Consider the following 21,038-nt stretch of genomic DNA (forward strand, 5'->3'; position numbering starts at 1 on the left):
CTCACGCACCACGCTTTCACGCGTGTTGCGTGTTGCCTGATGCATGCAGGCGGAACCACTATGAGTAAATACTGGAGCGACTTCGTTCATGGGCTGGAGCCTTATGTGCCCGGTGAGCAGCCCAAGATGGACAAGCTGGTAAAGCTGAACACCAATGAGCACCCGCTCGGCCCGTCGCCGAAAGTGATTGAGGTGATCCGCGCTGAAGCGGACGACCGGCTGCGGCTGTATCCGGACCCGGACAGCAGCCAGCTCAAGCAGGCCATCGCCGATTACTATTCCAATCAAGGCTACGGGATCAAGCGCTCCCAGGTGTTTGTTGGCAATGGCTCCGACGAAGTGCTGGCGCACCTGTTTATGGCGTTTTTCAAACAGGAGCAGCCGCTGTTGTTCCCGGATATTACCTACAGCTTCTACAAGGTCTACTGCGGCCTGTATCAAATCGACTATCAGCCGGTGCCGCTCGATGATGCGCTGGGCATTGCGGTGGACGATTATCTTGAGGGCGACAAGCCGCGCGCCAACGGCGGTATCATTTTTCCTAATCCCAATGCGCCCACTGGCAAGCTGTTGCCGTTGAGTGAGATTGAACGCCTGTTACAGATCAATACGGAAACCCTGGTGGTGATCGATGAAGCGTACATCGATTTTGCCGGTAGCCCGGGGCAGGGCCGTGACACTGCCATTGCGCTGGTCAATCGCTATCCAAATCTGCTGGTCACCCAGACCTTGTCAAAATCCCGCTCCCTGGCCGGTTTGCGTATCGGGCTGGCTGTGGGTGATGAAGCGTTGATTGATGGATTGAACCGGATCAAGGACAGCTTTAATTCCTACCCGCTGGACCGTCTGGCTATTGCCGCCGGCGTGGCTGCTTTTGAGGATCAGGCGTGGTTTGAAAAAGGCTGCGAGCAGGTGGTCGGACAGCGCGAGTGGCTCAATGAACAGCTGGCGCAGCGCGGCTTTGAGAGCCTGCCGTCGGCGGCGAATTTTCTCTTTACCCGCCATGGGCAGTACAGCGGTGCATCTCTTGCCCGGGGGCTGCGCGAGCAGGGTGTGATCGTGCGTCACTTTGGTAAGCCTGAACGTATTGCAGACTACCTGCGTATCACCGTTGGCACGCCAGAACAGAACCAGGCGCTGATTACGGCTCTGGATGGCTTGAGTGAAAAGTTCAAAGTATAAAGTTGAAAAGCGCGAGCTAAGTGTTGCCACATTGAGACAAAGAGGCCGCGGCCAGAATGCATGTGGGCGCGGCCTCTTTGCGTTCACAGCTACAGCCGATGCTTTTCTGCGTTTCAACTTTATACTTTCAACTTTGAGCTCACCGCCCCTCCTGTGCCGACCCCTGGCCCGGAATGTGACCTCACGGGCTTGAACCTTTGCCCATCGCCGAGGTACTAACAGGCATTAGTCCAACGGAAAGGACCCGATAATGAAACGTTCGTTACTGCTTGCCTGTGCCCTGATCCCTGTTCCCCTTTTTGCCGCTGACTTTGCTGTTACCGCTCCGGTGAGCAAGGCGGTGTTGTTTCCCGCCCAGGCCCATCTCAGCCGTACTTTCTCTCAGGCCTTGCCCACCGGTGAGCACCAGCTGGTGGTGAAAGGGCTGCCGGAGCTGGATCTGGATAGTCTGCAGGTGGCAGTGAAAGGTGCCGATTTGCTGGGGATGCGACAAGGATTCGCCATTGCCGAGGACGATGTGTCGGCCCGTCGTGCCGAGCTGGATGCAGCGATTCTCGAACTGGAGCAGGCCATGGCCGCCGCCCGGGCAGCAGACAGCCTGGACCAGCAGCAGATTAATCATCTGCAATCCCTGATGGGGCAGGCGCCACAAGGTGAAGCCGTGTTTGCCCAGGTGCCGGTGGAAAAATGGGCCAGTGCCTGGGAGTTCATTGGCAAGGCGGTGGCGCAACGACAGGCGGCGATTAATCAGCGTGTGGTGACCCGAGAAGAACAGCAACGCAAGCTGGAGGCGCTGCGGCAGGAGCGGCAGCAGCTGGGACAGGGGCAGACTCGCAGCCGCGAACTGGTACTCACTGTCGGTGCCGAAACGCCGTCCACCGCGCAGGTTGAATTGCAATATTTCACCGGCCAGGCCGGCTGGCAGAATCAACTGCGGGTCGATCTGGATAGCGGCAGTGAAACGGTAGCCGTTACCGGTATTGCTCTGATTCATAACCGCACCGGGGAGGACTGGCAGAATGTCAGTGCCACCCTGGGGTTGGTGCCGGCCGGTTATCGTCACCTGCCGGATCCGCAGCCCTGGATTGTGCGTCTGGCGACGCCGCAACCGGAAATGCGCAAACAGTCCTTGCGCAGCGTGATGGCGGAACCGGCCGCTTTTGAAGCCGATATGGCAGAGCACGTGGAGGCGATGCCGGTGGCCGCTCCGGTGGCTCACGGTTTTGATATGCGCGTGCCGCTTTCGTCTCCGCTGTCGCTGGCCAGTGGTAACGCCAGTGCCCGGGTGCCCTATCAGCAGGCTGAACTGCCGGTGACGCTCAGCCGCGAAAGTTATCTCTGGCAGCAGCCGGCGGTGTTGTTGGTGGGGGAATGGACGAATACCAGCGCGCTGCCCTGGCTGGCGGGGCGCGTCACGCTGTTACGTGACGGTCAGCGTTTGGCCCGTTATCACCGCGGCGACAGCATCAAGCAGGGCGAGCAGGTGAAGATGAGTTTCGGTGATGACCCACGCTTGCAGATTGCGGTGGTTCGCGAACCATCACAGCAAGGGGAGGTCGGCCTGATCAGCAAGGAGAGCACCCTGTCTGCCTTGAAGAACATCACTCTGACGTCACATTACGACAAGGCGGTGACGGTGGATCTGCTGGATCGTCTGCCGGTGGCCGGCAACGAGGATATTACCGTCACGGCCAAGGGCAAGGCCGCAGATGCCCGCGATGTGGATGATGTGAAAGGGCTGCAACGCTGGCAGTTCACCTTGCCCGCCGGGGGCGAGGAAAGGTTCAAACAAGGTTTCGAAATTCGTTACCCGGAAGAGACTACCCTGAGCGGTGTAGAGGGATTGTGAGCGGAGTTGAAAGTTGAAAGTTGAAAGTTTAAACGTGTAGCTATGCCGTGTTGTTTTTAACCGAAGAGGCCGCGCCCAAGCGTTGGGCGCGGCCTCTTGCTATCGGCTCAAAGACAGGCATTGTCCGCGTTGTTGCGTGAAGCCTGTCACGTGTTGCGTCTCTTAATCGGTTTCCGCTGGCGGGCGGGTGCCGATGACCACGTCCACGGACAGGGGCTGACGGTTGCGGATGACTTCCAGCGTCACGTTATCGTCCGGTTTCATACCGGCAATCCGATTCATGGCTTCGTAGCCATCGGCCATCACATCGCCGTTAATGCCTACCAGGACGTCGCCGGGCTGCAGGCCGCCTTTATGGGCCGGGCTGTCGACCACCACTTCGGTGACCACGCCCCCGCGCACCTCTTCCATGCCAAAGGTGTCGGCCAGTGACGGGGTCATATCCTGCACGGTGACGCCCAGGTATCCACGAATCACCCGGCCATGCTCGATCAGGTCGCTCATCACTTCCTTGGCAATCGAGGCGGGAGTGGCGAAGCCGATGCCCTGCCAGCTGCCGTCCGCAGAAAGGATGGCAGTGTTAATGCCGATCAGGTGGCCACGGGTATCAATCAGTGCGCCGCCGGAGTTGCCCCGATTGATCGCCGCATCGGTCTGGATAAAGTTTTCGAAGGTGGCGATACCCAGGTGGCTGCGGCCGGTGGCGCTGACAATGCCCATGGACACGGTCTGCCCGACGCCCAGCGGGTTGCCGATGGCCAGTACCACGTCGCCCACCTGCACCGGGCCATTGCCGTTCAGTTCCACTTCGGGCAAGTTTTCCAGGGCAATATGCAGTAGCGCCAGGTCAGTTTCCGGGTCCGTGCCCACCACCCGGGCGGGCGCATCACGGCCATCGCGCAAGGCCACCAGAATTTCATCCGCATCGCGGATGACGTGGTAACTGGTCAGCACATAGCCGCCGTCGTCGACGATCACTCCTGAACCCAGGCTGCTCAGGGCGCGTTCACGGCGGGGTTGCTCCATGAAGCGGTTGAACAGCGGGTCTTCAGCCACTTCTTCATTGGTGATGATCTGGGTGGTGTAGATGTTCACCACCGCCGGAGCCGCATGGTTCACCGCACCGGCATAGCTGGCTACGCCGGTGTCGTGCTGTGCGGGTTCGGCGTTGGGTCCCCACTGGTACCACCACAGGGCGACAAGGCCGACGGCCAGGCCGGTAATCACCGGGCCGGCCAGAAAACGAAGCAGTTTGATCACCGGTAATGCCCCCGTTAATGCTGTTCCCCGGTCTCGTCAGGGCCTGGTGAAGGGCGCCCGGCGAGACAAGTGCGGGGTCAGATAGGTAAACTGCGCGCAATAGTAGAACCTGTGAATACTGATTGCTACTGCCGCCCGGCTGTGGGCCATGGCCACATTGCAAGGCTTGGCGCGGCTCTCTCCTGCGGTTTGCGTGGGAAACAGGATACACCGAACTCTCCCCGAGCGGATTGGCGCGGTGATCCGGGTTCACGGGTTTCGTGACCAAATGGATCACTTTTTATTGTTCCGACCTTTATCCGGTAGGTGTCATGCTCAAGCGCGATTACATGTTGTCTTTGCTCGATCAGGAACTGGCCGCGGACCGTTTCCAGGATTTCTGCCCCAATGGACTTCAGGTGGAAGGCCGGGAGCAGATCCACCGGGTGGTGTCCGGCGTGACGGCCTGTCAGGCCTTGATCGACGCGGCCATCGTGGAAGAGGCAGATGCGATTCTGGTCCACCACGGCTATTTCTGGAAAGGCGAAAGCCAGCAGGTCCGGGGGATGAAGAAGCAGCGCTTGCAGACCCTGTTGCGCCATGACATCAACCTGTTTGCCTATCACCTGCCGCTGGATGCCCACCCCACGCTGGGTAACAATGCCCAGTTGGCGCTCCGTCTGGGGCTGACCACCGAAGGCGGGCTGGATGATTCGCCCCGGCCTATCGGCAATGTGGGTCGGCTGGACAGCCCCATGAGTGCGTCAGAATTTGCTGCCCATGTAGAAGCGGTATTGGGCCGAACGCCCTTGCATATCGGCGATCCCGGCGACGAAATTGAAACCGTCGGCTGGTGTACCGGCGGAGCCCAGGGCTTTATCGAAAAGGCCCAGAGCAAGGGCGTGGATGCCTACCTGAGCGGCGAAATTTCTGAACCGACCACCCATTTTGCCCGGGAAACCGGCATGCATTATTTCGCCTGTGGCCATCATGCCACTGAACGTTACGGTGCCATGGCGCTGGGGCAGTGGCTCAGCGACCATTACGGCATTGAGCATACCTTTATTGATATCGATAACCCGGCCTAAACCGGGAGCAGTACGAGGGTTTCCTGTCTGATGAAAGTCACTGTGATTTATAACCCGACTGCCGGTGGCGGTCGGGAGGCGTTGCTTTGCCGTTTTGTGGCCGAGCTGGAGCGCCAGGGGGCCAGCGTGCGCCTGTATTACACCAAAGGCCCCAACGACGCCACGGACTACCTCAATGGGCTTTCTGACCAGGGTGATTGCGTGGTGGCCGTAGGGGGTGATGGCACCACCAACGAAGTGCTCAACGGGTTGGCTGCCGGGGTGGCGCTGGGCGTGTTTGCCACCGGCACGGCCAATGTACTGGCCAAAGAGCTGGGGTTGCCGAAAAAGCCGGAGCAGGCCGCGCAGGTGGTAGTGAAGGGCAAAAGCGTATCCGTGACGCCGGCCCGTCTGAACGGCCGGCGGTTTATCATGATGTGCGGCATCGGCTATGACGCCTGGGTGGTCAATGGGGTTAATCTGGGCATCAAGGAGCGCTTCGGCAAACTGGCCTATGTGCAGTCCATGCTCGGCCAGATTGGCCGTTATGGGCAACGTCACTATCGAGTGGAAGTGGATGGCCGGCCACTGGATTGTTTTTCTGCCATTATCACCAATGGCCGCCATTACGGTGGCAGCTTCGTGTTGAGTAACGAGGCCAATATCCTGCGCCCACAGGTGCAAGTGCTGTTATTCCAGAAGCCGGGCGTGCGGTTTTTGCTGCGCTGCCTGATTGCCTTGCTATTTGGGCGTATGGAGCGGGTGGATGGCGTGGCCAGCCTGCGAGCCCAGTGGGTCCATATTCGTTGTGAGAACGGCGATGAGCCGATTCAGGCGGACGGCGACCCGGCCGGCAACCTGCCTGCGGAGATTGAAGTGGAAGACGCGCCGGTACCCATGCGGGTAGCGCTCCTGTTTGATTCATAAGGCTTTGCCATAAGCCTTGAAAGACCTCCCGGGCTATGGGGTTTTACGTCAGGCATCCGGGGTCGAGCGTTTGGCAAAGCGCGGAGCAGTAACGATAAGCCAGTCAAATGGCGGGAAGCGTGTTGCGTGTCATTCAATCCAATACGTGATGAACACAAAAAAGCCCGCTGGTGCGGGCTTTTTTGTCGTTGCTTACGGTGAGGGCTGCAATCAGCGGGGTTTCTTGTCATCCGCCGTGTCGTCATTTCCCTCGGCATAATCCCGGGGTGGTTCGACCACGGTGTCAGGAATCGGGTTATCCGCCACGTCCACCGGCGCAAAAGGGCCGGTGGGTTTTTGCTGCAGGCCAAAGTCTTCCGAGAGCGTGCCCTTGGCGCTGGGGGCATAATCCAGCGGTGGCGCCATGGGTTCGCTACTCTCCTTGTCCGGTGCGGAATCCAGAGATTTGGCCACGGCCCGTTTGCGGCCCACTTCAGAGCAGAGTACCTGGGCGCCCTTGGACAAATGCTCATGCACGGAGCGGTACGCCTGGGTCATATCGTTGACCAGGTCGGCGGTCTGCAGAAAATGATCGTCCACCTTGTCCCGATAATGATTCAGCGCCTGACGGGCTTCGTCACGGTCACGAATCAGTTGGCCGGCTTGCCGCCGTGCCGGTAACAACCAGAAAAGCAGTCCTGCACCTACTACCACGCCGGCAGCAAAGCACAGCACCCCAGTTGTCAGCATATCCATGGCATACTCCTGTAAGGTATCGCCAAGACGCTGGCGATAACGCTGAGGCTATTGCAGCACAGAGCTGCGCGGCCGCCAAGGGTGAAAGGCGTAACAGGATGCGATAGGAGTAGAAAATGGCAGTACAACGGCAAACCTTATCCGGTCCAGCTGGGCAACTGGAGGTCGTCGTGGAACAGGGCAGTGACACGCCACCGTTCGTGGCCATTGTCTGTCATCCGCATCCGCTGTTTGGTGGCACCATGGACAACAAGGTGGTGACCACACTGACTCGCCTGGCCCGGGATGAAGGGGCTGTGGTGGTGCGTTTCAACTTCCGTGGTGTCGGTGAGAGCCAGGGGGCCTATAGCGACGGTATCGGTGAAACCGAAGATCTGTTGGCTATCCACAGCTGGCTGACTCACCAATTTCCGCAATTGCCGCTGTGGCTGTCGGGCTTTTCCTTTGGCAGTTTTGTGGCGGCCCGCGGAGCAGAAATTCTCAAGGCCAACGGCATGCCCGCCCGGGAGCTGCTGCTGGTGGCGCCGCCGGTGCACCATTACCCGTTTGACGACATTGAAAATACCGGCTGCCCGGTGACGGTGGTGCAGGGTGAAGACGACGAGGTGGTGCCGGCGGAGCAAGTGTTTCGTTGGGCAGAGCAAACCCCCCTGGTCCCCGATCTGGTCCGCTTCCCCGATTGTGGCCATTTTTTCCACGGCAAGCTGGTGGAGCTGAAGGAGGTAGCGGCCAGCCACCTGCCGCGTTAGCTTTGCACTGCGAGTGGATTTTCCCCGGACGGTTGTCAGCTGGCGACCCCGGCGCTACATTGGCCCGCCCTTGCCGGGCCTGTTTCAGGCCCTGAGCCGGTTTCAACTACACAGTGGCAGGTCCGCGACCCATGACCCCTCTTGAGCAATATAAGGCCGATCTTCAGCGCGATAATTTTTTCCAGGACCCGGCCCAGGAGCGAGCTGTCGCCGCGCTGGACGACCTGTACCATCGTTTGTTGGCGGAACCCTCATCGGGCGGCTTGTTTGGGCGCTTTCGCAAACCCCGTCCCCTGACGGGGTTGTATATGTGGGGCGGCGTGGGGCGTGGCAAAACCTACCTCATGGATGTGTTTTTCAAGGCGCTGCCGTTCAAGGAAAAGCGCCGCATGCACTTTCACCGTTTCATGCAGAAAGTGCATCGGGAAATGCGTGAGCGCCAGGGGGAAAAGAATCCGTTGATCAGTATTGCCCGCAGATTCGCCAGCCAGGCGAGGGTGCTGTGTTTCGACGAATTCTTTGTTACCGACATCACCGACGCCATGATTCTGGCCGGGCTGATGCAGGAGCTGTTTGCCAATGGCGTTACCCTGGTGGCCACGTCCAATATCGAGCCAGATGGTTTGTACAAGGATGGCCTGCAACGGGCCCGTTTTCTCCCTGCCATTGAGCTGCTGAAAGAGCACACTCAGGTAATGAATGTGGACGGGGGGAATGACTATCGCCTGCGCTTGCTGGAACAGGCCGAGCTTTATCACTGCCCGCTGGGAAAAGGGGCGGATGCCTTTCTGAAGGAACGGTTTCAGACCCTGGAGCCGGACCATTCCCGCCACCGGGATCGTGGCAATGTGCTTATTGAAGGCCGCAAGATTGCCACCGTCATCTGTGCGGATGATGTGGTCTGGTTTGAGTTCAAGGAGCTGTGTGATGGCCCGCGCAGCCAGACCGATTACATTGAGATCGCCCGGGAGTTCCACACGGTGCTGCTGGCCAATGTGGAGCAGATGGGGGCTGGCAAGGACGATATGGCCCGGCGCTTTATCAACCTGGTGGATGAATTCTACGACCGTGCCGTGAAGCTGGTGGTTGCCGCCGAGGTGCCCATCGAGGACATCTACGCCGGTGGACGGCTGGATTTCGAATTCGAGCGTACCCGCTCGCGACTGCAGGAGATGCAGTCCTCCGAATATCTGGGCCGTGAGCACCGCGCCTGATCAGCTTCCGCCAACAGGGTCATTGGCTGGGTTTCCCAGCTGGGCAGGGGCCTGAGCGTTTCGGTCATTGCCCGATGGCGGCGACAGTGAACATCATGGGGCATTCTGTGCCCCTGCCAGTCCGGCGTTGGGGCCACTCCCGATAATCTGATGCCGGAGAGCATAATGATTCCCCGTACGCTGTTTAGTTCTGACCACGAAACCTTCCGCGATACCGTCCGTAAATTCCTGGAAAACGAAGCGGTTCCCTTCAATGAAGAGTGGGAACAACAAGGTGTGGTGCCCAAAGACGTATGGCGCAAGGCCGGCGAGCAGGGTTTCCTCTGCCCCATGGTAGGCGAAGAGTACGGCGGCATTGGTGCTGACTTCCTGTACAGCGTGGTGATCAACGAAGAAATTTCCAAGCTGGGCCTCACCGGTATCGGCTGGGGGCTGCACACGGAAATCGTCGCCCCCTACATTGAGCACAATGGTTCTGAAGTACTGAAGCAGAAATACCTGCCGAAAATGGTGACCGGTGAAATGATTGGCGCCATTGCCATGACCGAGCCTGGTGCCGGTTCTGACCTGCAGGGCGTGAAAACCACCGCCGTGAAAGACGGCGATCATTACGTGCTGAACGGCTCCAAGACCTTCATCACCAATGGCCAGAACGCGGACATCGTGATTGTGGTGGCAAAAACCGACCCGACCAAAGGCGCCAAGGGCATCAGCCTGTTTGTGGTGGAAACCGATTCCGAAGGGTTCGAGAAAGGCAAGAACCTGAAGAAAGTGGGCATGAAAGCCCAGGACACTTCTGAGCTTTTTTTCCAGGACGTGCGAGTACCCGCAGAAAACCTGTTGGGTGAAGAAGGCATGGGCTTTATTTACCTGATGAAAGAATTGCCCCAGGAGCGTCTTGGTATTTCCATTGGTGGCCTGGCCATGGCCGAGTCTGCACTGGCACACACCATTGAATACGTGAAGGAAAGAAAAGCCTTTGGTAAACCGATCGCCGGCTTCCAGAACACCCAGTTCAAGATTGCCGAGATGCACACCAAGCTTGAAGTGGCGCGCGCCTATGTGGACCGCTGTCTGGAACTGCACCTGAAGAAAGAGCTGGATATTCCTACCGCAGCGGCTGGCAAATACTACATTACCGACCTGCAGTGTGAAGTAATCGACGAGTGCCTGCAGTTGCACGGCGGTTACGGCTACATGTGGGAATACCCGATTGCCCGCATGTTTGCGGATTCGCGGGTTCAGCGGATTTATGGCGGCACCAATGAAATCATGAAGGGCATTGTTGCCAAGGCGGTGCTGGCCGATTAGAGGCATGCAGGTGCTTCACAAAAAGGGCTGCTTTGGCAGCCCTTTTTTTATGGCTGAAGATTTTACAAATACGGGAGCTAATGGAAAAGTATGAGCCTTTTTCTGGCCTTGCTGTTATTGGCCTAAGTTGTGTATAAGTGGAATCAGATCGAGGAATGATCTGGCGTCTACGCCCATAATTTTAGGACATTCAGGAAGAGGGAGAGCAACAATGAAAAAAACAGGTGCGCTACTTATCGGTTCCGCTCTGGGGCTGGCTGCCGGCCAGACTATGGCTAGTGGTTTTGGTGTGTCTTATCAGTCTGTCTCTGCGATGGGGACGGCCTATGCGGGTGCAGCGGTACTCAGCGAAAATGCCTCAAATCAATGGTACAACCCGGCTACGTTGGCTGGTCTGAAAAAGACGGAGTTGTCTCTAGCGTTGCACCAGGTATGGGTAGACACCAACTTTGAAGCTGATGGTGCGGCAGGCCCTGGCAACTTGGATGATATTGAACCTTTCATCGGGAGTGGTTTTCTTGCGGTCCCAATTGGCGAAACCATGACCTTTGGTCTGGCGATAACATCGCCTTTTGGCACGAAAGTGGAGTATGAGAACAATTGGGGTAATGCTCTGTCCCCGGTTGGCCCTTTCTCCGGTGATTTTTACTCCACCGAATCTGACCTTCAAACCATTAATATTAACCCGTCGTTGGGTATTCAGCTGACCGATAATCTGAATGTGGGGCTTGGTGTTAGTTACCAGACTCTCGACGCTGATATCGAGAATGCCGGTACCCGTCTTGAAGGTGATGATGACACCTATGGCTGGAATCTGGGCTTGACCTATAGCCCGGACGATAACAATCACTTTGGTGTCGCTTACCGTTCCAAAATGAAGTTTGAAGTGGATGGTGATATCACCTTTAAGCCTGCTGTAGCAGGGCCTTTAGCGGGCACCTATTCCGGTTCGGCTGATGTGGATCTGCCTGCTTCGTTGCAGTTGTCCTATGCGGGTGATCTCTCTGACCGCACACAGATCCTGTTGGGTGTGGAATGGATGGAGTGGAGTAGCCTGGATGAGCTCTCCATTGATCATGTTGCTCCTGCTCCTCTCCCCAATCCTGCAGTAGAAAACTTTGATTGGGAGAACACTGCGCGTTATTCCCTGGGCCTGCGCCATGGGGTAAGCGAGTCTACGGTGCTACGTTTCGGCGTGGCGATGGAAGAGTCCACTCAGGGAACCGACAATCGTTCTGCTATCTCCCCAGACTCTGAAAAGGTTTGGGCGACAATCGGTGCGGGCTTCGAGCCTATGGAAAATATGCTGATTGATGTGGCGTACGCTCATGTATTTGTAGATGACGCAGATATTAATCGTGTAGATAAAGGTGTGCCATTGCTTGGCACCTACGAGCTGGATGCTGATATCATCGGTGCTCAGCTGAGCTACCGCTTCTAAATCAAACGTAATAGTGAAAGCAGAAAAAGCGGGCCTTCGGGCTCGCTTTTTTTTGGCTTTCGTTTTGTTTCACAACAGAAGTAGTAGTTGAGCAATGGGGGCTTTCGTGGCCAGGTTCCGCGCGGCGATAAAGCCGTAATGCGATTCAAGCGGGATTCGTATTGATGGGCCAGCGTCTGCGTCATGCAAGCATGGCTTGCCTCCCGTAAACGCCTGGTGTTGGCGGGGCAAGGGTGGGGGATGGCGAGGTCGTGCCGATATACGCGAATCACTTTGGTGGTGGTATGCTGCTTGGGAAAAGCCAGATAGATCACAGGGGCGCGGGATGAAACGAGTTGTATGGATAGGCACGGCATGCCTGTTATCACTGCCGGCATTAGCGGAAATTCCCAATAGCTACCGGGCGGAGCGCTGGGAAGGCAGCTTTCGTGTGATTGGCCTTGAGGGGCAATCATTCACGGGGGATGGCGGGTCTCAAGCGAAGGTGGATGACGATATCGGGTTCGGGTTTGATTTTGCCTATAACCTGGATGAAAGACTGTCGCTGGGCTTTGCGCTGGAGTGGGTGGATACGGATTTCAGGACCACCACGCAGCCGGTGGCCGGGGGCACCGCCTTTGATGGCCGTGGTGACCTGGAAATGACCACCATGAACGTGAACGGCACTTACCACTTTTTTCGCAAGGCGTTAACGCCCTATGTGCATGGGGCCATGGGTGCCACTTACCTGGATACCAATGTGCCTACCGGGCCGTCCACGCCGGTGTGCTGGTGGGATCCTTGGTGGGGCTATTACTGCGGTCTGGATACGCCGACGTTGAACGATACGGTATTCAGTTATGAAGTGGGCGCGGGTGTGCGCCTGGATGTGAATGATCAATTTTTTATGCGTGGTGGTTACAGCCAGCAATGGCTGGACGTGGACCGCAGTGCGGGCACGGTCGACCAGGGCCTGTGGCGCGTTGGCTTTGGGATGCTCTTCCAGTAGTAATAGTCGTGTAGGTCGTGTTAGCCGTAGGCGTAACCCGACAGGTGTGCATTGCGGCCCTGCGTTTTGAAATAAGCCCGGTAAATCTGTCGGATTACGCCTACGGCTAATGCGACCTACGTTAGGAGTGTAGTGCCCAGTCTTTCCGGACGGTGCGCACTCTTGGCGCCTTTCCTGTCTCCCCCCTTGCCTGAGCCTCTTTCGAGGTCACGTTTCTTGTTTGCTGCGCAGTTGCTCTGCCAGTGCGAGCGCCATGGCGCGGTAACCGCTGGCGCTGGGGTGGTAGCCGTCTTCGGCGAGCAGGGTGGGGTCTTGCAGGGCGGGGTAGCCGAGATAGAGCAGGGTGTTATCGCCGGCGACCACATGGCGGTGTTGTTGATCCAGTTGCCTGGCGCGCCAGCCGAGCAGTTGTCTTAACGGGGTGGGCAGGGCGGTAAAGCGGTGCATGGGAGGGACGGCCAGCAGGGTGACGCGGGCAGCGGGGTGCTGCTTGCGCAGTGCTTGAACCAGGTGAAGTAGCCTTGTCCGATAGCGTCGCCGGGAGGTCAGCCCGGTGGTGTCATTGACGCCCATGCTAATGAAAACCTCATCCACCTCTGGCAGAGCGATGTCGGCAAGGTTGGCGAGCAGTGCGTCCAGCCGAATGCCATTAACGCCGAGGGTGTGCCAGGCGATGGCTTGCCCGGAGTGCTGGTGCAGCTGCAGGGCCAGCTGGCTGGCCAGCCCCTGGCGATGATGCAGGGTGCCAACACCGGCCGCCGTGGACTCGCCGACGACCAGCAGGCGTGTTGCCGGCGCCCCTTGCCCCCATTGCCCCCGGGGTTCGCCGCTGGCCTCCGGGAGCCGCACGGTAGTGCGGCGGGTGTAGAGTGCCAGTGGTATCACCACGGGGCTGAGCACGCCAACGCTGAGCCAGAACGGCAAATGCATGGCTTAGCCCACAAACATTTTCTTGGCCAGCGGCAGGCCTTTCAGGCCGCTGATCGCTACGGTGGTGAGCAGGCCGCCGACCATGGCACCGACCACGCCGCAGGTCATCACGTCCTGCCCGGTAAGGTATAGGCCGGGGATGCGTGTTTTCGGTTTCAGCCAATCCTGTTCGAACCGTTCGGGGTTGTGATCCAGGCCATAAATCTCACCGGTGCTGTAACGGCAGAAGTAGTCAGTGGAGAGCGGCGTGGACAATTCATAGTAGTCCACCTTGCCGCGCAGTTGCGGCATCTTCTCGTACAGCTTTTCCAGCAGACGCTGCGAGTACGCTTCCTTTTTGGCTTCGTAATCCTCACCGCGTTTGCCCCAGGGCTTGTCTGCCCAGTCGGCATACCACTCGAACGGACCGGGCGCGACAATTTCCACGGTGGCGCGGCCGGGGTAACGGGCCTCGAAGCTGGGATCCTTGGCAGAGGGAAAGGAAATATAGGTGAGCGGAATGTCGTGCTCATCCGGCGCCTTGAGGAAGTTGTCCACTTGTTTGGCGTGGTCGGTGCCCGGATAAATCCAGAAGTTGGTTTTCGGGAGCTGCAGGTTTTCCGCCGTATCCTGAATGCCGATGTACAGGCAGACGCTGGCCATGGAGCGCTGCACGTTGCCCAGTTTCATCTGGTAGAAGGCCTTGTGCGGTGCGTTATCGGCCAACAGTGGGCCGAAGGTGTTGTAGACCCCTGCGTTGCTGATTACTGCCGGGGCGCGGACGGTTTCTCCGTCGGCCATCAGCACGCCGACAGCGCGGCCTTTCTCGACAAGGATTTCTTTCACGTCTGCGTAGGTAAACACCTCGCCGCCGCTTTGCTGAATGACGGGGATGATGGTCTTGGCCATTTCCGAGGCGCCACCGACCGGGTAGTAGCCGCCATAAAGATAGTGGCGGGCAATCAGCGAGTGAATGATAAAGCTGGACTCGGTGGGCACCAGGCCGTTATCGCCCCATTGGCCGGTGAGGGCGGCGATCAGTTCCTGGTTGCCGGTGAGGCCTTCGAGCACTTCCTGGGTGGGACGATTCAGAAAGGCGGGCGCCTTGCGGTTGGCCAGGTGGCGGAAAGGGCCGGCCAGCAGATTGGGCAGCACCTTTGCCAGGGTCACACCGGGCAGGGCCTTGGCGACCTGGTTGAGATAACTCATGTAGGTATCGATGGCCTGATGTTCATCCGGGAAGTCGTTTTTTAGGCTGTCCACGAAGGCCTTGGGGCCGGCCATCAGGTCGATCTGGCGGTCGCCAATAAACAGACGGTCGTAGTTGGCGTCCATGGGGGCCCATTTCAGCTCACCGTCGGTGACGTGGTCGAACAGGCGTTTGGCCATGGTGTGGTCGGCGCCCATGTCGCCGATGTAGTGCACGCCCACATCCCATTCGTAGCCATTGCGGTCATAGCTGTGGGTAAAGCCCCCGGCGGTGTAGTGCTGCTCGAACACCACCACTTTCTTGCCCATTTTACTCAGGCAGGCGGCAGCGGTGAGGCCGCCAATGCCGGAACCGATGACGATGGCGTCATAGGGGCCGTTGAGTCGTTTGGCGCGGTAGCGACGGCCGACACGGAGGGTGCTGGGAGTTGGGCTGCTCATGGGTTGTCCTCGTTGTTATCAATATGGGGGTGAGTAGGGGTAATGGCACCTTCCAGCAACAGGCTGGTGATGCCTTCGGCGAGTTGGGGCTCGGCATCCGCATTGGGCAGATGGCCGTCGATCGTCAGTTGTGAAAGGCCGTGAACCAGCGACCAGGCGGTGGCGGTCATCAGCGGGAGCGGTGCGGGCTTCAGATAGCCGGCCCGTTGGCCTCGGGCGATGGTGTCCTGTAGTACGTTGAACGCGTCGAGTCCGGCCTGATCGAGCCGTGGGTGAGCGCCTTTGGGAAGCACCCGGCCGCCAAACATCAGCCGGTACAGGTTGGGCTCGGATTGGGCAAACGCCACATAGGCCAGACCGATGCCGATCAGCGCTGCACGGGGGGCATGTTGATCCACGCTGAGCAACTGCTGGCGCAGAGCGGCAAAACCACTAATAGCCAGTTCAGCCAGCAGGCTTTCCCGGTCCGCATAGTGGCGATAGAGCGCAGGGGCGCTGACGCCAATCTGCTTGGCAATGGCGCGCAGGCTGATGGCACTGTCGCCTTCAAGGCGAAGCACTGCCAGGGCCTGATCGTGGGCCTGCTGGTGGAGGTCGCCGTGGTGATATGCTGCTCTGGGCATGTTGCATCCGGGTTAAGTTAACGGTGTTAACATTGGCATACATGAAATGCTTGCGTCAACGTGGACTAGCAGGTTGGGCCTTGGCTTGGGTGTTGTGGGAGCTTGCCTGCAAGCGATGTTTCTCATGTGCATCGCTTGCAGGCAAGCTCCCACATGGGGAGGGGGCAATCATTTCGGCGTGTTGCATGCCGCGTGAAGTGTGCTGCGTCTCTTTCTACGGAGCCGGGTACGGGAAGCGGCTGTGGATGGCTTCCAGGGCTTTTTCCAGATCCTTGTCCCAGGCCACCTCGATACTTTTCAGGTTTTCTTCCAGCTGTGTCAGGTTGGTAGCGCCAATAATGTTGCTGGTCACGAAAGGGCGTGTGGTGACGAACTGCAGGGCCAGTTGGGTCGGGCTGATGCCCCGCTCACTGGCCAGCTCGCAATAAGCCTCGGTGGCTGCGATGGCCTGGGGGTTGGTGTAGCGCGCGAACTGCTTGAACAGGGTAAGGCGTGCGCCTTCCGGCCACTGGTCGTTGCGGTACTTGCCGCTGAGCATGCCGAATGCCAGGGGCGAGTAGGCCAGTAGGCCCACCTGTTCCCGGTGCGCCACTTCCGCCAGGCCCACCTCGAAGCTGCGATTGAGTAGCGAATACGGGTTCTGGATGCTGACCGGTGGTGCCAGGCCGATTTTTTCTGCTTCATGGATAAAGCGCATGGTGCCCCAGGGGGTTTCGTTGGACAGGCCCCAGTGGCGAATTTTCCCCGCATCCACCAGCGCTTTCAGCCCGGCAACGGTTTCGCTGATGGCAATGCCATCCTCGCCGTCCCGGTGTTTATAACCCAGGCGGCCAAAGAAGTTGGTGGTGCGCTCTGGCCAGTGCAGTTGGTAGACGTCGATTACGTCGGTCTGCAGGCGCTTCAGGCTGCCTTCAATGGCGCTTTGCAGGCTGTCGGCGCTGAAACGTGGGCCGCCACGGATATGCTTCACGTATTCGCCGGGGCCGGCTGCCTTGGTAGCCAGTACTACCTTGTCGCGATTCCCGGTCCGGGCGAACCATTCACCGATGATGGTTTCGGTGCGAAAAGAAGTCTCCGGGCTGGCGGGCACGGCGTACATTTCGGCGGTATCAAAAAAATTGATGCCATGCTCCAGCGCCATGTCCATCTGGGCATGGCCTTGTTCGGCGGTATTCTGGCTTCCCCAGGTCATGGTGCCCAGACACAGGGCGCTTACCTCAAGGTCGGTACGTCCAAGACGACGGTACTGCATTGTCTGCTCCTTTAAAGGGGGAGGGGCTAGGGTGTAGAATCGCGTTCAATCTCAACATGGCGCCGGGCGCTACACAATGCCCCGTTTTATTCAGGCCGGGAGCAAGGGTGGTTAGGGACCATTTGGCGCCATGACAACAAATGCCCCTGAATGGCTTGTGTTCTTTTGGGGGCTTGGGTAGAATTCGCGCTCTCTTGCCCGGCGTAACCGTCGCCGGCGGGTGTTTACTACCCGTAACATATTGAATTTAGGGCAGAATCCCATGAAGACCTACAGCGCAAAACCGGAAAGCGTAAAGCGCGACTGGTATGTGGTAGACGCCTCCGGCAAAACGTTGGGTCGGTTGGCTACTGAAGTCGCCAGCCGTCTGCGCGGTAAGCACAAGCCGGAGTTTACTCCACATGTCGATACCGGTGATTACATTGTTGTGATCAATGCCGATAAAGTGGCCGTTACCGGTAACAAAGCGTCGGATAAAATGTATTACCGTCACACCGGTTACCCGGGTGGCCTGAAAGAAGCCAACTTTGCGACTCTGCAGGCGGAAAAGCCTGAGATGATCATTGAGAAGGCGATCAAGGGCATGCTGCCGCGTAATCCGCTGGGTCGCGCCATGTTCCGCAAACTGAAAGTTTACGCCGGCACTGAGCATCCGCATACCGCTCAACAGCCGCAGCAGCTGGAAATTTAAGGGGTTTGTCGATGGCAACTGTAGAAACCAACTACGGAACCGGTCGCCGCAAGACCTCTTCCGCTCGCGTTTTTCTGCGTCCGGGCAGTGGCAAGATCAGCGTTAATGGTCGCCCGCTGGATGTGTATTTCGGCCGTAAAACCAACCAGATGGTAGTTCGTCAGCCTCTGGAGCTGGTGGAAGCGACTGACAAGTTTGATGTGCTGGTTACCGTTAGCGGTGGCGGCAACAACGGTCAGGCTGGCGCCATTCGTCACGGTATTACCCGTGCGCTGATGGAGTATGACGGTGAGCTGCGTGGTCAGCTGCGTCGTGCCGGTTACGTGACACGTGATGCTCGTGAAGTGGAACGTAAGAAAGTGGGTCTGCGCAAGGCGCGTCGTCGTCCGCAGTTCTCCAAGCGTTAAGCTTCAAGCACTACAGTTACACAAAAAAGCCCAGCATTGCTGGGCTTTTTTGTGTTCAAATCAGGTGTTTAGCGATCCTGACGGGATAATAACCGGTTGTCAGGTGTGGGCTTTTTCTTTACCATTTGCGCCGCCTTACTCCGCCCGTAACTTGGGGATAAGCCTCGAGTCTCGGACTAACCCCGAGCGTGGGATCTAAGGGGAGAATAACTCAATGAGCAACGACGGCGTTAATAGCAGCCGCCGCACTTTCCTGATCGGCTTGACTTCGGCGATTGGTGCCGCAGGGGCCGTTGGCGTGGCTGTACCTTTCGTTAAGTCCTGGCAACCCAGTGCCAAAGCCAAAAATGCCGGTGCGCCGGTAAAAGTGGATATTGGCCGGTTGGAAGCAGGGCAGCGCGTAGTAGAAGAATGGCGGGGCCAGCCCATTTGGGTGGTGCGTCGCACGGACGAAATGCTGGATACCTTGCCGAAGCTGGACGAGAAGCTGCGTGACCCTGCGTCCGAAGCGGATCAGCAGCCGGAATACGCCAGGAACGAATGGCGTTCTATCAAGAAGGAATACCTGGTTCTGGTCGGTACTTGTACCCACTTGGGCTGCTCCCCGTTGTTTGAGGATCAGCCGACGGTAGAGCTGGAGCACGGTGGCTTCTTCTGCCCCTGTCATGGCTCCAAGTTCGATCTGGCCGGCCGGGTGTACAAGAGCGTTCCGGCACCCACCAACCTGGTGGTTCCGCCGCATTCTTACCTGAGCGAAGCTGTCGTTATCGTCGGCTCTGAGGAAGGGGAGACCAAGGCATGATGGGAATGGTGAATCGCGTTGTCGATTGGGTAGATGCCCGTCTGCCCGTGGTGGACGCCTACAAGCGTCACATGTCCGAATACTATGCGCCGAAGAACTTCAACTTCTGGTACTACTTTGGTGTGCTCTCCATCGTGGTACTGGTAAACCAGTTGCTCACCGGCATCTGGCTGACCATGTTCTTCTCTCCCAACGAAGGTTTTGCCTCCGTTGAATACATCATGCGTGATGTGGAGTGGGGCTGGTTGATCCGTTACATGCACGCAGTGGGCGCGTCTGCGTTCTTTGCTGTGGTGTACCTCCACATGTTCCGTGGCCTCATGTACGGCTCCTACAAGCCGCCGCGGGAGCTGGTGTGGATCTTCGGTATGCTGATCTACCTGGCGCTGATGGCTGAGGGCTTCCTTGGTTACGTATTGCCCTGGGGCAACATGTCCTATTGGGGTGCCCAGGTAATTATCTCCCTGGCGGGCGCGATCCCGTTTGATCTGCTGCCGTTCATTAGCGCGGCAGACGCCAAGGAAATCGGTGAAGGCCTGACGACCTGGGTGCGCGGTGACTACCTGCTGTCCACTGCCACGGTGAACAAGTTCTTCGCGCTGCACGTTGTGGCGATTCCGATTGTGCTGCTGGCGCTGGTTGTGCTGCACATTCTGGCGCTGCACGAAGTGGGCTCCAACAACCCGGATGGCGTGGAAATCAAGCAGAACAAGGATGAAAACGGCGTACCGGTAGACGGCATCCCGTTCCACCCTTACTACACCGTGAAGGACCTGCCCGGCGTGATCGTGTTCCTGATGATCTTTGCCGTGGTGATCTTCTTCTTCCCGGATGGTGGTGGTTACCTGCTGGAGAAGCCGAACTTCGAGCCGGCCAACCCGCTGAAAACCCCGGATCATATTGCACCGGTTTGGTATTACGGTCCGTATTACGCCATGCTGCGTGCCACAACCATCGACTTCATCATGTCTTCCAAGGCATGGGGTCTGGTGGCCATGGGCGGCGCGATCGTGATCCTGTTCGTGATCCCGTGGCTGGATCGTCATCCGGTGAAGTCCATCCGCTATCGCGGTATCTGGAGCAAGATCTTCATGACGCTCTTCGTGCTGGACTTCCTGATGCTGGGCTATTTCGGTACCCAGCCGGCAACACCAGGCAAGACGATGATGGCGCAGTTCGGCACGATCTATTATTTCAGCTACTTCCTGCTGATCATGCCGTTCGTGCATAAATTCGAGAAATCCAAGCCGGTTCCGGAACGGGTAACGGGGGGACACTGATGAAGAAACTAGCGGTTATTCTTTTCAGCTGCCTGCCGTTGGTCGCGTTTGCGGCTGGCGGTGGCCACAACGAGTACGTGGTTAAAGCGCCGGTAAACCTGCAAGACAAGGTTGGCCTGCAAAACGGTGCCAAGCTGTTCGTGAACTACTGTCTGGGTTGTCATACTCTGCAGTACCAGCGCTACAGCCGCATGGCGGAAGATCTGGACATGCCGGAAGAGCTGGTGATGGAGAACCTGAACTTCGTCAGTGACAAGTTCGGTGACCAGATGCATAACTCCATGGACCAAGACGACGCGAAGAAGTGGTTTGGTAATGCGCCGCCGGATCTCACCATGGTGACCCGGTACCGTTCTTCCGACTGGGTGTATTCGTACCTGACCAACTTCTACGAAGATGAGTCCCGTCCGTTCGGTTACAACAACCATGTGTTCCCGAGCGTGGGGATGCCCCACGTGATGGCGGGCCTGGAAGAAGAGTTGGGCGAAGACGAGTTCAAGCAGGCCATGGGTGATCTCACTAACTTCCTGACCTACACCGCGGAGCCGATTCGCCCGCAGCGTGAACGTCTGGGGGTTTATGTGCTGGTCTTCCTGGGCATCCTGTTGATCCCGGCTTACCTGCTCAAAAAGGAATACTGGAAAGACGTACACTGATCCTTCAGTGTAGGATTCCAGCGTTGAACAGGGTATCCGTGTAAGCGGTTACCCTGTTTCTGTTAT

General features: G+C 58.0%; 20 protein-coding genes. 14 read left to right on the forward strand and 6 right to left on the reverse strand.

Going from position 1 to position 21,038, the window contains the following annotated elements:
* Positions 1 to 60 precede the first annotated feature (60 nt).
* Positions 61 to 1,182, forward strand: coding sequence for a histidinol-phosphate transaminase (gene hisC, locus CL546_RS14635; RefSeq protein ID WP_290496284.1), 1,122 nt, complete (start codon positions 61 to 63; stop codon positions 1,180 to 1,182).
* A gap of 250 nt (positions 1,183 to 1,432) precedes the next feature.
* A complete protein-coding gene (locus CL546_RS14640) occupies positions 1,433 to 3,031 on the forward strand; it encodes a DUF4139 domain-containing protein (RefSeq protein ID WP_290496286.1) in 1,599 nt (532 codons plus the stop codon).
* A 162-nt stretch (positions 3,032 to 3,193) separates the two neighbouring features.
* Here the strand turns inward: CL546_RS14640 and CL546_RS14645 are convergent, their stop codons facing one another.
* Positions 3,194 to 4,291: a trypsin-like peptidase domain-containing protein gene (locus CL546_RS14645; RefSeq protein WP_290496288.1), complete on the reverse strand. Its 1,098-nt coding sequence runs from the start codon at positions 4,289 to 4,291 to the stop codon at positions 3,194 to 3,196.
* Between the two features lie 311 nt (positions 4,292 to 4,602).
* Between CL546_RS14645 and CL546_RS14650 the strand changes: the two genes are divergently transcribed.
* Together CL546_RS14650 and CL546_RS14655 are read left to right on the forward strand one after the other, a co-directional pair.
* The gene (locus CL546_RS14650; protein WP_290496329.1) at positions 4,603 to 5,358 is read left to right on the forward strand and encodes a Nif3-like dinuclear metal center hexameric protein; all 756 of its coding nucleotides are present in this window, start codon (positions 4,603 to 4,605) and stop codon (positions 5,356 to 5,358) included.
* 30 nt (positions 5,359 to 5,388) lie between these two features.
* A complete protein-coding gene (locus tag CL546_RS14655; protein WP_290496290.1) occupies positions 5,389 to 6,264 on the forward strand; it encodes a diacylglycerol/lipid kinase family protein in 876 nt (291 codons plus the stop codon).
* A gap of 210 nt (positions 6,265 to 6,474) precedes the next feature.
* Here the strand turns inward: CL546_RS14655 and CL546_RS14660 are convergent, their stop codons facing one another.
* Positions 6,475 to 6,999 carry a Z-ring associated ZapG family protein gene (locus tag CL546_RS14660; RefSeq protein ID WP_290496292.1) on the reverse strand — a complete coding sequence of 175 codons (525 nt, stop codon included), beginning with the start codon at positions 6,997 to 6,999 and terminating at the stop codon, positions 6,475 to 6,477.
* A 116-nt stretch (positions 7,000 to 7,115) separates the two neighbouring features.
* Between CL546_RS14660 and CL546_RS14665 the strand changes: the two genes are divergently transcribed.
* The 5 genes from CL546_RS14665 to CL546_RS14685 all read left to right on the forward strand — a co-directional run bounded on the left by CL546_RS14665 (position 7,116) and on the right by CL546_RS14685 (position 12,702).
* A complete protein-coding gene (locus CL546_RS14665) occupies positions 7,116 to 7,748 on the forward strand; it encodes an alpha/beta hydrolase (RefSeq protein WP_290496294.1) in 633 nt (210 codons plus the stop codon).
* Between the two features lie 131 nt (positions 7,749 to 7,879).
* On the forward strand, positions 7,880 to 8,962 hold the full coding sequence (gene zapE / locus CL546_RS14670) for a cell division protein ZapE (protein WP_290496296.1): 1,083 nt from the start codon (positions 7,880 to 7,882) through the stop codon (positions 8,960 to 8,962).
* Between the two features lie 165 nt (positions 8,963 to 9,127).
* Positions 9,128 to 10,273, forward strand: a complete 1,146-nt coding sequence (locus CL546_RS14675; RefSeq protein ID WP_290496297.1) for an acyl-CoA dehydrogenase family protein — start codon at positions 9,128 to 9,130, stop codon at positions 10,271 to 10,273.
* 211 nt (positions 10,274 to 10,484) lie between these two features.
* Entirely contained in the window at positions 10,485 to 11,714 is a 1,230-nt protein-coding gene (locus tag CL546_RS14680) for an OmpP1/FadL family transporter (RefSeq protein ID WP_290496299.1), read from the forward strand.
* A 325-nt stretch (positions 11,715 to 12,039) separates the two neighbouring features.
* A complete protein-coding gene (locus CL546_RS14685) occupies positions 12,040 to 12,702 on the forward strand; it encodes an outer membrane protein (protein ID WP_290496301.1) in 663 nt (220 codons plus the stop codon).
* 207 nt (positions 12,703 to 12,909) lie between these two features.
* On the opposite strand, the gene CL546_RS14690 is transcribed toward CL546_RS14685, so the two are convergent.
* The 4 genes from CL546_RS14690 to CL546_RS14705 all read right to left on the reverse strand — a co-directional run bounded on the left by CL546_RS14690 (position 12,910) and on the right by CL546_RS14705 (position 17,136).
* Positions 12,910 to 13,632, reverse strand: a complete 723-nt coding sequence (locus tag CL546_RS14690) for an SGNH/GDSL hydrolase family protein (RefSeq protein ID WP_290496303.1) — start codon at positions 13,630 to 13,632, stop codon at positions 12,910 to 12,912.
* A gap of 3 nt (positions 13,633 to 13,635) precedes the next feature.
* The gene (locus CL546_RS14695; RefSeq protein WP_290496305.1) at positions 13,636 to 15,261 is read right to left on the reverse strand and encodes a phytoene desaturase family protein; all 1,626 of its coding nucleotides are present in this window, start codon (positions 15,259 to 15,261) and stop codon (positions 13,636 to 13,638) included.
* Entirely contained in the window at positions 15,258 to 15,884 is a 627-nt protein-coding gene (locus CL546_RS14700) for a TetR/AcrR family transcriptional regulator (RefSeq protein WP_290496307.1), read from the reverse strand. The genes CL546_RS14695 and CL546_RS14700 overlap by 4 nt, the downstream gene beginning before the upstream one ends.
* Before the next feature lie 214 nt (positions 15,885 to 16,098).
* Positions 16,099 to 17,136, reverse strand: coding sequence for an aldo/keto reductase (locus tag CL546_RS14705; RefSeq protein WP_290496309.1), 1,038 nt, complete (start codon positions 17,134 to 17,136; stop codon positions 16,099 to 16,101).
* Between the two features lie 262 nt (positions 17,137 to 17,398).
* Here CL546_RS14705 and rplM point away from each other — a divergent pair, with 262 nt between their 5' ends.
* From rplM to CL546_RS14730, 5 genes are all read left to right on the forward strand, one after another.
* Complete coding sequence (gene rplM / locus CL546_RS14710) at positions 17,399 to 17,827, forward strand: 50S ribosomal protein L13 (RefSeq protein WP_063518946.1); 429 nt, start codon at positions 17,399 to 17,401, stop codon at positions 17,825 to 17,827.
* 11 nt (positions 17,828 to 17,838) lie between these two features.
* The gene (gene rpsI, locus CL546_RS14715) at positions 17,839 to 18,234 is read left to right on the forward strand and encodes a 30S ribosomal protein S9 (RefSeq protein WP_011587863.1); all 396 of its coding nucleotides are present in this window, start codon (positions 17,839 to 17,841) and stop codon (positions 18,232 to 18,234) included.
* A 214-nt stretch (positions 18,235 to 18,448) separates the two neighbouring features.
* Positions 18,449 to 19,036: a ubiquinol-cytochrome c reductase iron-sulfur subunit gene (gene petA, locus CL546_RS14720; protein WP_290496313.1), complete on the forward strand. Its 588-nt coding sequence runs from the start codon at positions 18,449 to 18,451 to the stop codon at positions 19,034 to 19,036.
* Complete coding sequence (locus tag CL546_RS14725; protein WP_463671046.1) at positions 19,033 to 20,316, forward strand: cytochrome b; 1,284 nt, start codon at positions 19,033 to 19,035, stop codon at positions 20,314 to 20,316. The genes petA and CL546_RS14725 overlap by 4 nt, the downstream gene beginning before the upstream one ends.
* On the forward strand, positions 20,316 to 20,972 hold the full coding sequence (locus CL546_RS14730) for a cytochrome c1 (protein ID WP_290496314.1): 657 nt from the start codon (positions 20,316 to 20,318) through the stop codon (positions 20,970 to 20,972). Before CL546_RS14725 ends, CL546_RS14730 begins: the two co-directional genes overlap by 1 nt.
* Positions 20,973 to 21,038: the final 66 nt, after the last annotated feature.

This window comes from Alcanivorax sp., from assembly GCF_002726155.1.
In the GTDB taxonomy this organism is placed as follows: domain Bacteria; phylum Pseudomonadota; class Gammaproteobacteria; order Pseudomonadales; family Alcanivoracaceae; genus Alcanivorax.

Bases quoted from the DNA above. Each gene is read 5' to 3' on its own strand.
- hisC (WP_290496284.1), top strand. From the start codon at position 61: ATGAGTAAATACTGGAGCGACTTCGTTCATGGGCTGGAGCCTTATGTG.
- CL546_RS14640 (WP_290496286.1), top strand. From the start codon at position 1,433: ATGAAACGTTCGTTACTGCTTGCCTGTGCCCTGATCCCTGTTCCCCTT.
- CL546_RS14650 (WP_290496329.1), top strand. From the start codon at position 4,603: ATGCTCAAGCGCGATTACATGTTGTCTTTGCTCGATCAGGAACTGGCC.
- CL546_RS14655 (WP_290496290.1), top strand. From the start codon at position 5,389: ATGAAAGTCACTGTGATTTATAACCCGACTGCCGGTGGCGGTCGGGAG.
- CL546_RS14660 (WP_290496292.1), bottom strand. From the start codon at position 6,999: ATGGATATGCTGACAACTGGGGTGCTGTGCTTTGCTGCCGGCGTGGTA.
- CL546_RS14665 (WP_290496294.1), top strand. From the start codon at position 7,116: ATGGCAGTACAACGGCAAACCTTATCCGGTCCAGCTGGGCAACTGGAG.
- zapE (WP_290496296.1), top strand. From the start codon at position 7,880: ATGACCCCTCTTGAGCAATATAAGGCCGATCTTCAGCGCGATAATTTT.
- CL546_RS14675 (WP_290496297.1), top strand. From the start codon at position 9,128: ATGATTCCCCGTACGCTGTTTAGTTCTGACCACGAAACCTTCCGCGAT.
- CL546_RS14680 (WP_290496299.1), top strand. From the start codon at position 10,485: ATGAAAAAAACAGGTGCGCTACTTATCGGTTCCGCTCTGGGGCTGGCT.
- CL546_RS14685 (WP_290496301.1), top strand. From the start codon at position 12,040: ATGAAACGAGTTGTATGGATAGGCACGGCATGCCTGTTATCACTGCCG.
- CL546_RS14690 (WP_290496303.1), bottom strand. From the start codon at position 13,632: ATGCATTTGCCGTTCTGGCTCAGCGTTGGCGTGCTCAGCCCCGTGGTG.
- CL546_RS14695 (WP_290496305.1), bottom strand. From the start codon at position 15,261: ATGAGCAGCCCAACTCCCAGCACCCTCCGTGTCGGCCGTCGCTACCGC.
- CL546_RS14700 (WP_290496307.1), bottom strand. From the start codon at position 15,884: ATGCCCAGAGCAGCATATCACCACGGCGACCTCCACCAGCAGGCCCAC.
- CL546_RS14705 (WP_290496309.1), bottom strand. From the start codon at position 17,136: ATGCAGTACCGTCGTCTTGGACGTACCGACCTTGAGGTAAGCGCCCTG.
- rplM (WP_063518946.1), top strand. From the start codon at position 17,399: ATGAAGACCTACAGCGCAAAACCGGAAAGCGTAAAGCGCGACTGGTAT.
- rpsI (WP_011587863.1), top strand. From the start codon at position 17,839: ATGGCAACTGTAGAAACCAACTACGGAACCGGTCGCCGCAAGACCTCT.
- petA (WP_290496313.1), top strand. From the start codon at position 18,449: ATGAGCAACGACGGCGTTAATAGCAGCCGCCGCACTTTCCTGATCGGC.
- CL546_RS14725 (WP_463671046.1), top strand. From the start codon at position 19,033: ATGATGGGAATGGTGAATCGCGTTGTCGATTGGGTAGATGCCCGTCTG.
- CL546_RS14730 (WP_290496314.1), top strand. From the start codon at position 20,316: ATGAAGAAACTAGCGGTTATTCTTTTCAGCTGCCTGCCGTTGGTCGCG.